The organism is Pseudochrobactrum albidum, from assembly GCF_051851455.1.
Classification (GTDB): Bacteria; Pseudomonadota; Alphaproteobacteria; order Rhizobiales; family Rhizobiaceae; genus Pseudochrobactrum.
Genome location: NZ_JBPVTR010000013.1, coordinates 1 through 13,971 on the forward strand (window position 1 = coordinate 1; position 13,971 = coordinate 13,971).

Below are 13,971 nucleotides of genomic sequence, written 5' to 3' on the forward strand. Positions count from 1 at the left end.
AATTGAGAATATGTTCGGAAAACTCAAAGACTGGCGACGCATCCATACTCGCTACGACCGATGCGCGCACACCTTCTTCTCCGCCATCTGCATCGCTGCAACCGTCATCTTCTGGCTAAATCAATGAGTCCTGAGCTTAGCCTGAACCGGCTTTAATGGTTATGATAAGAGTCGCTGTATAATTTCAGCCCCTCATCCACATCGCCGAAAAACCGCAACTCACCACCATCGAGCCACATCACCTTGTTGCACATATCAGCAATCAGATGATCAGAATGTGACGCAAGAAATACGATATTCGCCTTTTCCTGAAAGGATTTTAGCCGGGCATCAGCCTTTTCAATGAAAGCAGCATCGCCAACGCCGATCACTTCATCCAATAATAATAACTCAGTTTCAATTGCTGTTGAAATAGCGAAGGCGAGACGCACGCGCATACCGGAAGAATATGTGCGTAAAGGCAAATGTAAATAATCACCAAGATCTGTAAATTCGGCAATTTCTGGTGTTTTTTTCTCAATTTCAGCCGGCGTCATACCTAAAAGCATGCCTCGCAAGCGAATATTCTGGTATCCTGTCAGGGTTTCATCCATGCCAAGACCAAGTTCTAGTAACGCAACAGCTTTTCCGTCCACCTTCATTTGTCCTGCCGAAGGTTCGTAAATACCGGCTATCACTCGCAAAAGTGTGGATTTTCCGGAGCCATTGCGGCCAATAAGGCCAATTCTGTCACCGTCGCGTGCCTCAAAGCTGATATTGCGTAAGGCTTTTACAATAGTCACACCGGTTGCATCGGCATTAATACGCCCGCTGCTTACCTTATTGAGAAGCTGCATTTTCATTGATCTGCCGGACAGTTCATAAATTGGCATATCTACAGAGAGATTTACTGCTTGCGCAAATGACATGGATGACTGCCTCATAATTTTTGCATATATTTTCTCAGGTTAAAGAGCGCATTCATACCCAATAAGGAATGCGTGCACGGTAACGCCCATGAAACCACAGACAGATCAATGTGCCTATAATTGCTGCACTGAGACTGAAAATCCAGCTTAGAGCCGGAACAGGCTGGCCTAAAAGCGGGCTGCGAACAATTTCAAGAAAATGCGCAAACGGATTTAACTCAATAAGCAAAGGATATTGTTCAAGCATATTACGCTTGAACAGGATTGGCGTGATATAAAAGAAAACCTGCAATATGCTTGCGACAATCTGATGGAGATCGCGGTATCTGGCGCAAATCGTTGCCAATAATGTGGAAATCCAGAGCAGGTTCCATAATAATAACAGAAAGCCCGGAATAAACAGATAGATCTCACTGTAAAAATCGTATCCAAAGTAGATCAGGACAATCAAAATAATAACTGCATTATGGGCAAAGATAATCAGATTGCGCCATAAAGTTTGCAAGCAAAAAACAGCACGATTAAGTGGAACTTGTTTGAGATAGGCGCCGGCAGCAACATAAGAATTACAACCCTCGCTGATAGTGCCGGAAATAAAGCCCCAGAAGACAAAACCAACTGCAAGCGCCGGAAGATAGTCGCGTAATTCTGCGCCAAATAAATTACCGTATACGACCCCCAGCGATGTGATCATTACGCCCATACTGATTGTCATCCAGAATGGGCCTATGCGAGAACGTACATAACGCTGGCGTATTTCCAACCATCCTAACATGAGCCACAAACGAAAATGAGCCAAACTGTTGAGCAAATCAGTCAGGCCGGTCTTTAAATTTGACATGCATAACTTTCTTTGTTTTTGATGCGCTTTTTACAAACTATGCAAGATTTTCCAGCAAAGAATACGAGGGTTTCTGCAGATATGAAATATCGGGTTTAAATTCTAATTAGTTCTTACTAATGTGAATGTTTTTACAGGATAGCAATATTTAAATTTGACATATCTGATGAAAAAATCTCACACATGACAGTTTTTTGTGATGTGTGCCTTTATGCAGGATGCCAAGTATAAAATAAAAACCCTGCCGGCGGCAGGGTTTTATCTGTCAGCTTGATTGGTAATTTTTATTGCGTAAGCTCAAATTTAACCGTCACACTTACATTATAGCTATTCTCGCCGGAAGCAACAGGCACGGATTCAGCCTGTGCTTTAACAGCCATCATATCGCCCCTTGCCATAGGAACCGGCCGCGGCATGCTGGAATATTCATTTATTTCCAAAATACGGCCAAGTTTGGCGCCGCCTGCCTCTGACAGGGTTTTTGCCTTATCCAGAGCGTTTTCCATTGCTTTCTTGCGGGCTTCAGTCAATGCCGCAGAAGGATCGTCATTGACAAAACGCAGGCCGCCACTCTGGTTAACCCCAAGATCAATAGATTTATCCAGAAGATCCCCAACCTTTTCAAGATTGCGCACGCGTACGGTCAGGCCATTTGTTACATTATAGCCGGTAATTTTAGGTGCTTTCAAACCGTTCTTATCATTCGGATAGGTATAAACCGGCTGAATATTAATACCGGATGTCTGCAAATCACGGTCTTCAATGCCGGCTTCCTTCATAGCGGCGAGAACCTGCGTCATCGCTTTATTATTATCTGTCAGTGCTTCACGGGCGGTTTTGGCCTCACGCAGCACTGTCAGATCAAGAATAGCCATATCGGGAGCAATATGAGCCTGTCCTTCACCATTGACCACAATAAAAGCCTGCTGTTTTTCTGACACTTTATTCTCCTGAGCAAACACAGGCTGTGCAACAGTTGCAGCCATGGAAAATGCAAGAAATGCGGAAGCAAAAAGGGCGGCGGTTTTACGGTTGGTCATGATATCTCCTGATAAATAAACAGAATAAACTCTTTATTCCAACGGATTGCGGATGTTTTGCGGCAAAAAACAGACAATTTATTTATTGTTTGCCATTGAGAAGAAACTCTTTACATAGCGGAATTAAATAATTTTCTGTCAAAGGTGCAAGTCTTACTTTTGCAGGCTTTAGCGGATCGACCCAGATAATTTCTTCAATTTCCGCAGCTTTCTGCACCGGTTGTTGCAGCATAATACGAAAAATTTCTGCCTGCACCGTAAAGCCCGGTTCATTGGCGGCAGGTGCAGAAAAATGGCCGATATAATGTGGTTCATTATTCGTAATGGTTAATCCCAGTTCTTCCTGCAATTCGCGCTGCAGAGCGGCAACAGGTGTTTCTCCTGCTTCGATTTTGCCACCAGCCTGCATAAAAGCCGATGTGCCGGCCTTTCTTACCAATAAAATACGTTCATCGGGTGCCATCAAGATTGCCGCGGCAATATGAATGGTTTTTGACGACTGAGACTGTACAGATACAGACATTATTATAAAAATTCCTGAAGCTGACGGGGCTCATCATAAGAACACACCCGCTCTTTGTAGCGGGGGCAAGATGAAGGGGAGGTGAATGATTTTTGCACTATAACGTGATTTGAACAAAAATCTGCACTCCCTGCCGGAAAAATCCGCAAATTGTGATTTTGTTGCAAATGCATATTCAATCATGCTGCTTTTATAAAATAGATTTTTTCACAACCAGTTTATCACTGTGCTGTGAAGCATGTTTTTGTGCATTTCAATAAAATTGGAAATTTATTTTCTCACAATAAACTGTGAGACGCGGAAATATATCTGTGACGGCACCGCAGGTTATGACATCTTGAAAATATCAGATCCGGCAGTGAATATCATCCGGAGAGGCTGGAACGGCAGTTTTAAGAACCTGCCTTGATTGTTTGCTGGCAACAGCTATGACACAAAAGGATACGATAAATGAGCTGGTTAAAATCGATCATTGCTGCGGGTGTTTTACAGTCCGCGGTACTCATCTCCGGTCATGCTTTTGCTGATGCGGCGCTGGATCGCATCAAGGCAGAAGGGGTGCTGAAAATCGGTACTGAGGGCACTTATGCCCCTTTTACCTATCATGATAAAGACGGTAAGCTGGTTGGCTTTGACGTGGAAATCGGGCAGGAGATTGCCAAACGTCTTGGTGTTGAAGCCAAATTTCTGGAAGGCAAATGGGATGGTCTCATTGCCGGACTTGATGCCAACCGTTATGATGCGGTGATCAATCAGGTGGGGATCACACCGGAACGTCAGAAAAAATATAATTTTTCCGAGCCCTATATTGCCTCCAAGGCCGTGTTGATTGTTAAAACCGGCAATAATGACATCAAATCCTTTAAAGATCTGAAAGGGCGCAAATCGGCACAATCGCTTAGCAGCAATTACGGCAAAATCGCCCGTGAATATGGTGCGGAAATTGTTGCCAATGACGGTTTTGATCAATCGGTGCAGCTGGTGTTAAGCGGCAGGGCTGAGGCAACTGTTAATGCCAGTCTTTCTTTTCTTGATTTTAAAAAACAAAAGCCGGACGTGCCGCTTGTGATTGTCGCTGAACTGGAAGACGCTGATAAATCAGGTGTTTTGTTGCGCAAAGGGGAAGATGATCTTCTTGCGGCAGTGAATAAGGCGCTGGAAGAGATCAAGTCTGATGGCACCTATGCCAAACTTTCCGAAAAATATTTCGGTGCGGATGTTTCCAAATAAGCTGTTTGGCCTGTTATCGGATAAAGGCACAACCGGCGATCTGTAATCGCCGGTTTTTTTCCTGCCTTTTTCCCAATATGGGCTGTAAAAATAAGCGGCTGCAAATTGTAATTTTATTTTTCATACTGCATCGGGCACATTGAGCCTTAATGCTGAATATTTGTCGGGGATCTGTCAATGTCTGACATTTTATCGCTTATGCTGCAATCGCTTGCACCTTTATTATGGGCGGCTCTGCTTTTTACAATTCCCCTGACATTATTATCCTTTGCGTTTGGCATCTCTCTTGGTTTGGTTGTGGCTCTGCTGCGTTTGTTTGCACCGCGTCCTGTTGCGGCCATTGTTAATTTTTATGTCTGGATTATCCGTGGCACGCCCTTGCTGGTGCAGTTGTTTCTTATCTTTTACGGCTTGCCAAGCCTTGGTGTTACGCTGGATGCTTTTCCCGCTGCCCTGATCGGTTTTACGCTGAGCATCGGCGCCTATTCGTCTGAAATTTTCCGGGGTGTTATTGTTGCGGTGCCAAAAGGCCAGTGGGAGGCTGCCTATGCCACAGGCATGAGCTGGGGGCAGGCAATGCGGCGCACCATTCTGCCACAGGCTGCACCCAATGCCGTGCCGCCCTTATCCAACAGTTTTATTTCATTGGTTAAGGATACATCCCTTGCCGCAGCCATTACCGTGCCGGAAATGTTTCAGGTGGCGCAGCGCATTGTTGCTGTTACCTATGAGCCGCTTGTGCTTTATGTTGAGGCTGCATTGCTCTATCTGGCGCTAAGCTCGGTATTATCCTATTTGCAAACCCGCCTTGAAACACGCCTTAAACGCTATGGTGGTTTTCTGGAGACACGCGCATGATCGCTCTGAAAAATATTGTCAAAACATTTGGCGACCATAAGGTGCTCAAGGATATTTCCTTTACGATTGCGCAGCGCAGTGTCACAGCCTTTATCGGTCCGTCGGGAGCAGGCAAAAGCACGCTTTTGCGCTGTCTCAATCTTCTGGAAATACCGACTTCCGGCCGTATTGAAATCAACGGCGATGCATTGGATTTTGCGCCGCATCGCAAAATCAGCCAAAAAGAAATTCACACAATCCGCCGCCATTCGGGCATGGTGTTTCAGAATTTTCAGCTGTTTCCGCACCGCACCGTGATTGAAAATGTGACGGAAGGCCTGATTACAGTGCAAAAATGGCCAAAAGAAAAGGCACGTGCCCGTGCCATGCAATTGCTTGAAAAAGTGGGGCTGGCGCAAAAGGCCGATGCCTGGCCGGCCACACTTTCCGGCGGGCAGCAGCAGCGCGTGGCCATTGCCCGGGCGCTGGCGCCGTCACCGCAAATATTACTGTGTGATGAACCAACCTCGGCGCTTGATCCGGAGCTTTCCGGTGAGGTGGTGGATGTGCTGGCACAACTGGCCAGAGAGGGTACAACCATGGTGATGGTTACGCATGATTTGCGGCTTGCCTCGCGCATTGCCCAGGATGTGCTGTTTATTGATGATGGTGTGATTATTGAACGCGGCACGGCACAGGATATTTTCCGCTCACCGCAGGAAGAGCGCACAAGACGTTTTGTCAACACGCTGACACAGGAAGGACAGGGCTTTATTCAAGGGGCAGGGATTTAGCGGCAATAACCGCCTGTTTGCAAAAGGCGGGGGCATTGCGGCAAATTTCTGAATGGCTGAAGTGCTTCAAAAAAGCAGCGCTCAATCAACCTGATCACTGTCCACTTCATTCTCCGCCTTGGCAAAAACATCAACATCTTCATTTTTGCCGGATTCAACCGTGAACTCATGCTGATAAAGGCGGTCTTTATTTTTGGCCACGGCGATATAATCACCGGCAGCCAGCACCAATGATGCATAGGCGCTCACGCTTTCATAGACAATATCACCATTGGTGTTGACAACCGACCATGATGTATCGGCCAGCGCCTCGCCGCCACGGTCGCGCAAAAGTTTAAGCGTAATTTCCGCCGCATTATGTTCAACGGTTGCTTCTGTCAATTTGCCGGGTGTTACAACAATTTCAGCCCGGATTATTGCATTGGCATTGCCATATTTGGAAACCACATGATAGGTGCCGCTGTTAAGGCGCACAATCGTATCGGGTTTTATATCCGGCACAATCAGCGAGCGTTCCGAACCCTCATCTTCATTTTCATAGATGGAAAAGCGCAAAAACTTGTCAGAAATCTCATGGCCATTGGGCAATTTGGCGCTCAGCTTCAAACCACCGGCATCAAGGATCATTTTTTCATGGCGGTTGGCATTGCGCATATTAATGCGCTTGGTAGCGCCTGCACGGCCAAAACTGACATGTACCAGATAGCTGCCTTGCGGCAGGGCAAAATTTGCCGAGCCCCCGCTTGCTGTTGCAATTAAGGGCAATTTGCCGTCTTCATTTGGCTCGGGAGAGAAAACCCGCCATACCAGCCCTTTTTGCAGGGCGCTGCTTTCTGCTGTCAGTTGTGCATCCAGTGTCAGCTCATGCTCATTGGCCAATGGCGCATTTTGCGGGGCGCGCGGGTCGGCATAAGGCGTAATGCTTGGTGTGGCCGATAAGGGAGAGGCTTCGGGAAAAGCGCCATCCTTTTGTTCTGCGCCACCAGGCACAGAAATTTTCGGCAATTGGAGTTTATCAAATTGCGCGCCCGGCACAACGCGCATGGAGAATTTGCCATTTGGCTCCAATAATTGCTGTGCTGCATTATCCTGCGCATAGGCACCATTCAGAAAAGCTGCAAAGACTATGCCTGCAGCCAGCGGCAGATACCGGCATGTCAAACGGCCTGTTCTGATATTTCCGGCTGCGGTAATGACTGGCAAAACTGATCTGAATTTCATAAACCGGTGCTCATTTGAAATTTAAATTTTCTGTCCTATGGTTTGGCCGCAGGTAAAGGCATTTTCAAGGCTTTGATTCATTAAAATATCATCACCTGTGATTAAAAGCACATATAACTTGCCTAAAATGCAGGGCTAGAGGTGAAAAACAGCACTTTGCGCTATTGGCATCCGGTGTTATCAGCATCTGGTGCAATTTTTTACCCAGCCCGGCAAAATGCAAATGCAGCACAGAAAAAGACAGGATACAAAGTGTCAGATCTGATTGATTTCTTTAACCGCCGCAGTTCAACCCCGATTGTTGGCCTTACAGAGCCCGCACCTTCAGAAAGCGAATTGCACCAGATTCTGACCATTGCCGCGCGCGTGCCGGATCACGGCAAGCTTAATCCGTGGCGCTTTATTCTCTATCGCGGGGATGCGCGAATAAGGGCAGGGGAATATCTTGCAAAACGCGCACAACAACGCGCAGAAGAGAATAATGAGGAGTTTTCTGATAGCCGCCGCGAACAGGAACTGAGCCGATTTTCCCGTGCGCCGCTGGTTATTGGTGTTATTTGCAGCCCGCGTGATACAGACCGGATTCCGGAATGGGAGCAATTACTTTCTGCCGGCTGTGCGGCCATGCAGCTCTGCAATGCTGCCAATGCGCTTGGCTATGGCAGCAACTGGATTACCAACTGGTATTCCGGTGATGAGGAGGGCAGGCGGCTGCTTGGCCTTGCGCCACATGAGCGTGTGGCGGGTTTTGTGCATATCGGCACGGCTAAAGCCGCCGCACCAGATCGCCCGCGTCCGCAATTGCAGGCTCTGGTGTCTGAATATCAGGGGCCTTTTGAGGGCTGATCACCGCGAAAGAGGCATAGTTTCTCATGTTTTATGAATCGAAAAACGGGCATAATCTGCCGCATAATCCGCTAAAAGCCATTGTTACCCCGCGCCCGATCGGCTGGATCGGCACCTGTTCAGGAGAGGGGGCGCTCAATCTGGCTCCCTACTCATTTTTCAATGTGATATGTGATGTGCCGCCTTTGGTGATGTTTTGCTCCACAGGCTATAAGGACAGCGTGGCCTTTGCGGAGGAGACGCGGGAATTTACCGCCAATATGGTGGGCGATCATCTCAGGGTGCAGATGAATGCAACCGCTGTGGATGCCCCGCGTGGCGTGAGTGAATTTGACTATGCAGGCCTGACACCTGCCCCTTCAAACCTGATCAAGGCGCCCCGCGTCAGGGAAGCCTATGCTTCGCTGGAATGTGTGGCCGTTGATATACGTGAACTGGCGGGCATCAACGGCAAACCGGCTGATACTTATATGGTGATTGGCGAGATTATTGGCGTGCATATTGATGAGCATATTCTGGTTGACGGGCGCATTGATATTACCCGTTCAAAACCGGTGTCACGCCTTGGATATATGGATTTCGCCACCACTGATCAGGTTTATGAGATGTTTCGCCCCAAATGGAATAAGTAAGGCTGCACAGCGAAACAGGCCGGAATAATCCTTATTTTCCGGCTTGTTTCGCCTTGTTCCACAAATTTTCCATCTCATCCAGTGTTGCGCCATCCAGTGTTTTGCCGTTTTCTGCCAATGCATCCTCAATATGGTGAAAGCGGCGGCGGAATTTCTCATTGGCGGCACGCAGCGCCATTTCCGGCTCCAGCTCAAGGTGCCGGCCAAGATTGACCATGGCAAATAACAAATCGCCATATTCCTCCTCAATATTGGCGCGATCCTGTTTTTTCATTGCTTCGCGCAATTCCTGCATTTCTTCGGCAATCTTATCCGCAATAGGGGCTGCCTCTGCCCAGTCAAAGCCAACACGGGCGGCTTTTTGCTGAAATTTCAAAGCACTGACAAGTGCAGGCACATAAGTTGGCACATCATCGAGAAAGCCTTTTTTATCTGTGGTTTCAAGGCCAAGTGCCGCGCGACGTGCCGCGCGCTCATCTTTCTCAATTTGCTTGATACGGTTCCATGCGCCTTTGGCCATGCCTGCCGCGCGCGCCTCCTCATCACCAAAAACATGCGGGTGGCGGCGGATCATTTTTGTGGTAACAGCTTCAACCACATGGCCAAAATCAAAACTGCCTTTTTCCTGTGCAATGCGTGCATGAAACACCACCTGCAGCAAAAGATCGCCCAGTTCCTCACGCAAATCATCCATATCATTGCGCTCAATCGCGTCTATCACCTCATAGGCTTCTTCCAGCGTATAGGGAGCGATTGTGCTGAAATCCTGTTCCACGTCCCATGGGCAACCGGTCTCAGGATCACGCAGCGCAATCATAATATTTAAAAGTGTTTGAATATCGCGGGAAGGTTGCATATTCGATTCCTGTCTGCGCTTATTAAAATGTCTATGGATATTTGTCATAACAGGTGCCATAAAACAAATCTCCTGTGCCAAGGCATTTCAAGGGCATTTTAAAAGCCTAAAATTTGAAAAACCGGAATGCGCTAAAACCGACAGGAATGGTTTGTTGCAAAAGTGAGAAAAGTAAATGGCGATTTTAGTAACCGGCGGTGCCGGCTATATCGGATCCCACACTTGTGTGCGTCTGCTGGAAACCGGCCACGATGTTGTTGTGGTGGATAATTTTGATAACAGCCATCCGGAGGTTTTTCAACGGATTGAGAAAATTACCGGTTGCATGCCAAAGCGGGAAACCGGTGATATCCGCGATCGTGAATTTATAGAAAAGGTTTTGCAGGCCTATAATTGCGATTCCGTCATTCATTTTGCCGGTTTAAAAGCCGTGGGGGAATCCACGCAAAAGCCGCTTTATTATTATGATTGCAATATGCTTGGCACATTGCGCCTGTTGCAGGCTATGCGTACGGTTGGCGTTAAAAAGCTGGTTTTTTCCTCTTCTGCTACTGTTTATGGCGATCCTTTGCATTTGCCGATTGATGAAAAACATCCGCTTTCAGCAACAAATCCCTATGGCCGCACCAAGCTGATGATTGAGGAAATGCTGCGCGATCTCTATCAGAGCGACCCGACATGGAAAATCGCCATTCTGCGTTATTTCAACCCTGTCGGCGCACATGAAAGCGGGCTGATCGGAGAAGATCCGAAAGGCATACCCAACAATCTGATGCCGATTATTGCGCAGGTTGCCACAGGCCGCCGTGAAAAACTGAGCATCTGGGGCAATGATTACCCTACACCGGATGGCACAGGTGTGCGCGATTATATTCATGTGACAGATCTTGCAGAAGGACACCTGAAAGCCTTGGCAAGACTCGAAGAACCGCAATGTATGGCGGTTAATCTCGGTACCGGCGAGGGCTATAGCGTGTTTGATGTGATCAAAGCCTTTGAGCATGTTTCCAACCGCAAAATCACTTATGAGATTGCGCCGCGCCGTCCGGGCGATGTGGCAGCCTGCTATGCCGATCCGAGCCATGCCAAAGAGCTGCTTGATTGGAGTGCGCAGAAAACCCTGCGGGAAATGTGTGCCGATATGTGGAACTGGCAGTCCAAAAACCCCGATGGCTATAATGCGTGAATATGTGTGATGCCTGGCAGGGCTGGCAAAGACATTGAAAACGCGGTTTGATGGGAAAATAAATGACAAGCCGCACTCTGCTCTGTCTTGCGGATTTCACCATGGTTCTTGCTGCTTAAGGCACCGGGAATTTAAAGATCCGGCAATGAGAAGCGATTGGGTTTATGCGTTTTCTGCCTGATAAATTTATCTCCACACTTATACTGGCAATTCTTGTTGCATCGGTTTTGCCTGTTCAGGGGCAGGCGGCCTACTGGTTTGGTCTGGCAACAAAAATTGCTATCGGCCTGCTCTTTTTTCTGCATGGTGCAAGGCTTTCACGGCAGGCCGTTATGCAGGGTATTGTGCATTGGAAGCTGCATCTTGTGGTGATTATGATTACTTTTGCAGTGTTTCCGCTGATTGGTCTGACGCTTGGCTGGGTTATACCCGGCCTGTCAGCTTCTGCCTTTTATGCCGGTATCCTGTTTATTTGTGTGCTGCCTTCCACTGTGCAGTCTTCCATTGCTTTTACCTCAATTGCCAAAGGCAATGTACCTGCTGCAATCGTATCTGCCTCTGCTTCCAATATTATTGGCATGTTTTTAACGCCGCTTTTGGTCGGCCTGTTGTTTACAACAACTGGCGGATCAGGAATTTCTCTGGATGCTTTGCAATCTATCCTGTTGCAATTGCTTGCACCTTTTGTGCTTGGTCAGATCTTGCAGCCATGGATTGGTGGATTTATCCGCCGCAATAATAAAATGCTGGGGCTTGTTGATCGCGGTTCGATTGTGATGGTGGTCTATCTCGCTTTCAGTGAGGCTATGGTACAGGGGCTTTGGACAAAAGTTTCCGGCCATGATCTGACAATGATGATTGCCATTAATGTGGGGCTTTTGGCTTTTATTTTGTGGTTTACAGGTTTTATCAGCAAGGTTCTTGGCTTTAGCAGGGAAGATCAGATCACCATTATCTTTTGCGGCTCCAAAAAAAGCCTTGCCAGCGGTGCACCTATGGCGGCGGTTATTTTTCCCGCTGCAATGGTGGGAACAATCGTGCTGCCATTGATGATTTTTCATCAGATACAGCTGATGGCCTGCGCATTTATGGCGCGCCGCTATGCGGCACAGAGCAAAGAGGCACAGGTGACAAAGCAGGGGCTTTAGCTGGCAAGGTGAGGGGGCTTGCCCTCTCCTGTCAGGGGCATTTATGTGCCAAAATCTTTGTATCACTTTGCTGAAAATCCCTCTATAAGCGCCTTATAAACGGCATAAAACCTGATTTATGCCTGTAATTTTAAAACGAAAGACCATAAAATATGCCCGCAACGCCGCCATTTGATGAAGATGCACTGGAACAGGCCTATAATGAAGCATTGAGGCTTGAAAAATCCGGCGATTTTGATGCTGCTGCCTCGGCATATAAAAAAGTGCTGGAAATTGATCCGGATGATCACGGCGGCGTGGCAGTGCGTTTGGCAAGTATGGGGCGCGGTGCGGTGCCTGTTCATGGTGCGCCTGTGGCCTATGTGGTAACGCTGTTTGACCAGCATGCAGAAATGTTTGACACGATCCTTGTTGATCAGCTTGGCTATGATGTGCCGTTGCAACTGGCTGATCAGCTGGAGGAAATTGACCCTGATGCGCATTATGCCCGCATGCTTGATCTGGGATGCGGAACCGGCCTTGGCGCGGATGCGCTGTTTGAAATGACCGAGCACCGCACCGGTGTTGATCTTGCTGAAAATATGATCGCCATTGCCGATGAGAAAGGTGATTATCATCTGCTCTATGTTGCTGAAGCAGTGAATTTTCTGGATAAAACCGATGCTCCGGCATGGGATATAATCATCGCCACCGATGTGTTGCCTTATATGGGTGATCTGGAACCGTTTTTTTCAAAAATTCCGCTTAACCTCAACCGCAACGGCATTTTCGCTTTTTCCAGCGAAACACTGAATGATGAGGATTTTGCCGGCTGTGATTTTACTGTGGGGCCACATCAGCGTTTTGCCCATCAGCGCAGCTATGTTGAAAATTTGCTGGCAAGCCATGGTATGACAATGTTGCGCGTGACGGATATCACAGTTCGTAACGAACAAGGCAAACCGGTTGCCGGTCATCTTTATATTGCGCGCAAGGCATAAATCCCGCAACCAGAACGCACGGCTCTGATAAGCCGCAAAGCTGTTAAATTATGCAAGACCGCAGAGCTTAACACGAATAAGATTTGTTATATAAGCTCTGCGGCTGGTATTTTATATCAATTAGTTCCATAATCTATCTTATGTGATTTGATTTTATAACAGCAATATACAGATGCGACACTTGGGCTAATGAGAGATGCGACAGATTTGGCAGCTCATGCCCTGTTCAAACTGCTTTCTGCTTTCTTCAAATCGCACGAAGATCGCACGAAGAAAGCCGGCTCCGTAGCTGAATGGCTTACGGTGCTTATTTTGCGGCCTTGCCATTCAATTCAGAGCAATATTTTTCCCATATTAGCCATTTAATTTATCTAATAAGAAAAATATTCTTACAAATCTGTTGCCTGTAAACTAAAGCGGTTTTAGCTCTTTGGAATTATAAGGAGCAAATCATGCAGATTATTGAAACGCCGGAAATGTGGGTTTTAACCATAAGACGCAGGCTTGCAATACCGCAGGTTAAGGCCGCTGCCGCCGAATATGCGCCGGTGATTGAGCGTGACATTGCCCGTCATAATTTGCAGAAATCCGGGCCATGGTTGTTTATTGCACATCATTTACCCAAAAACAGCAAGAGCCTGTTTAACTGGCAAATATGCTGCCCTATAGAAAAAACGGATAATTATAAAGGTGATCTGGAACTTTTGCATCTGGAGCCAGTTATTGTGGCAAAGCGTGATCATTATGGCTCATTGCGCACACTTTTTACACAAGGCTATGCACCACTTGTTGAGGAAATTGAAATGTCGCGGCATGAGTTTTCCGGTGAAAGCCGTGAAATTTACCATGGTTGGAACGGCGCGGGCTCAACCTTTCATCATATAGAAATCCAGTTTGGCTTGTCACGCTAGTGCATTATTTGCTGCATA

The 13,971-nt window shown here is 47.3% G+C and carries 16 protein-coding genes; 10 read left to right on the forward strand and 6 right to left on the reverse strand.

Annotated elements, in window-relative coordinates; translation table 11 throughout:
* Positions 1 to 127 (forward strand): transposase (locus ACSTTO_RS00825; protein ID WP_439271086.1); only part of this gene is annotated, 127 nt, incomplete at its 5' end.
* Between the two features lie 25 nt (positions 128 to 152).
* On the opposite strand, the gene ACSTTO_RS00830 is transcribed toward ACSTTO_RS00825, so the two are convergent.
* From ACSTTO_RS00830 to ACSTTO_RS00845, 4 genes are all read right to left on the reverse strand, one after another.
* A complete protein-coding gene (locus ACSTTO_RS00830; RefSeq protein ID WP_439271209.1) occupies positions 153 to 842 on the reverse strand; it encodes an ABC transporter ATP-binding protein in 690 nt (229 codons plus the stop codon).
* A 118-nt stretch (positions 843 to 960) separates the two neighbouring features.
* Positions 961 to 1,749 carry an ABC transporter permease gene (locus ACSTTO_RS00835; protein WP_439271210.1) on the reverse strand — a complete coding sequence of 263 codons (789 nt, stop codon included), beginning with the start codon at positions 1,747 to 1,749 and terminating at the stop codon, positions 961 to 963.
* Between the two features lie 284 nt (positions 1,750 to 2,033).
* Positions 2,034 to 2,735: an SIMPL domain-containing protein gene (locus tag ACSTTO_RS00840; RefSeq protein WP_439271247.1), complete on the reverse strand. Its 702-nt coding sequence runs from the start codon at positions 2,733 to 2,735 to the stop codon at positions 2,034 to 2,036.
* A 136-nt stretch (positions 2,736 to 2,871) separates the two neighbouring features.
* Positions 2,872 to 3,312: an NUDIX hydrolase gene (locus tag ACSTTO_RS00845; protein WP_439271211.1), complete on the reverse strand. Its 441-nt coding sequence runs from the start codon at positions 3,310 to 3,312 to the stop codon at positions 2,872 to 2,874.
* Positions 3,313 to 3,762: 450 nt separating this feature from the next.
* On the opposite strand from ACSTTO_RS00845, the gene ACSTTO_RS00850 reads away from it, so the two are divergent.
* From ACSTTO_RS00850 to ACSTTO_RS00860, 3 genes are all read left to right on the forward strand, one after another.
* A complete protein-coding gene (locus ACSTTO_RS00850) occupies positions 3,763 to 4,542 on the forward strand; it encodes an amino acid ABC transporter substrate-binding protein (RefSeq protein WP_439271212.1) in 780 nt (259 codons plus the stop codon).
* 177 nt (positions 4,543 to 4,719) lie between these two features.
* Positions 4,720 to 5,400, forward strand: coding sequence for an amino acid ABC transporter permease (locus ACSTTO_RS00855; protein ID WP_439271213.1), 681 nt, complete (start codon positions 4,720 to 4,722; stop codon positions 5,398 to 5,400).
* The gene (locus ACSTTO_RS00860; RefSeq protein ID WP_439271214.1) at positions 5,397 to 6,173 is read left to right on the forward strand and encodes an amino acid ABC transporter ATP-binding protein; all 777 of its coding nucleotides are present in this window, start codon (positions 5,397 to 5,399) and stop codon (positions 6,171 to 6,173) included. The genes ACSTTO_RS00855 and ACSTTO_RS00860 overlap by 4 nt, the downstream gene beginning before the upstream one ends.
* Positions 6,174 to 6,254: 81 nt before the next feature.
* Here the strand turns inward: ACSTTO_RS00860 and ACSTTO_RS00865 are convergent, their stop codons facing one another.
* Positions 6,255 to 7,217 carry an RgsD C-terminal domain-containing protein gene (locus tag ACSTTO_RS00865; RefSeq protein ID WP_439271248.1) on the reverse strand — a complete coding sequence of 321 codons (963 nt, stop codon included), beginning with the start codon at positions 7,215 to 7,217 and terminating at the stop codon, positions 6,255 to 6,257.
* A gap of 429 nt (positions 7,218 to 7,646) precedes the next feature.
* Here ACSTTO_RS00865 and ACSTTO_RS00870 point away from each other — a divergent pair, with 429 nt between their 5' ends.
* Entirely contained in the window at positions 7,647 to 8,240 is a 594-nt protein-coding gene (locus tag ACSTTO_RS00870; protein WP_439271215.1) for a nitroreductase family protein, read from the forward strand.
* Between the two features lie 26 nt (positions 8,241 to 8,266).
* Positions 8,267 to 8,872, forward strand: a complete 606-nt coding sequence (locus ACSTTO_RS00875) for a flavin reductase family protein (RefSeq protein WP_439271216.1) — start codon at positions 8,267 to 8,269, stop codon at positions 8,870 to 8,872.
* Positions 8,873 to 8,903: 31 nt separating this feature from the next.
* On the opposite strand, the gene mazG is transcribed toward ACSTTO_RS00875, so the two are convergent.
* Positions 8,904 to 9,728: a nucleoside triphosphate pyrophosphohydrolase gene (gene mazG / locus ACSTTO_RS00880; RefSeq protein ID WP_439271217.1), complete on the reverse strand. Its 825-nt coding sequence runs from the start codon at positions 9,726 to 9,728 to the stop codon at positions 8,904 to 8,906.
* Positions 9,729 to 9,903: 175 nt separating this feature from the next.
* On the opposite strand from mazG, the gene galE reads away from it, so the two are divergent.
* The 4 genes from galE (at position 9,904) to ACSTTO_RS00900 (ending at position 13,953) form a co-directional block, all read left to right on the forward strand.
* Positions 9,904 to 10,914, forward strand: coding sequence for a UDP-glucose 4-epimerase GalE (gene galE / locus ACSTTO_RS00885; RefSeq protein WP_439271218.1), 1,011 nt, complete (start codon positions 9,904 to 9,906; stop codon positions 10,912 to 10,914).
* Positions 10,915 to 11,078: 164 nt separating this feature from the next.
* Complete coding sequence (locus tag ACSTTO_RS00890; protein WP_439271219.1) at positions 11,079 to 12,062, forward strand: bile acid:sodium symporter family protein; 984 nt, start codon at positions 11,079 to 11,081, stop codon at positions 12,060 to 12,062.
* Positions 12,063 to 12,214: 152 nt separating this feature from the next.
* Entirely contained in the window at positions 12,215 to 13,042 is an 828-nt protein-coding gene (locus tag ACSTTO_RS00895) for a methyltransferase (RefSeq protein ID WP_439271220.1), read from the forward strand.
* A 452-nt stretch (positions 13,043 to 13,494) separates the two neighbouring features.
* Positions 13,495 to 13,953, forward strand: coding sequence for a GyrI-like domain-containing protein (locus ACSTTO_RS00900; protein ID WP_439271221.1), 459 nt, complete (start codon positions 13,495 to 13,497; stop codon positions 13,951 to 13,953).
* Positions 13,954 to 13,971: the final 18 nt, after the last annotated feature.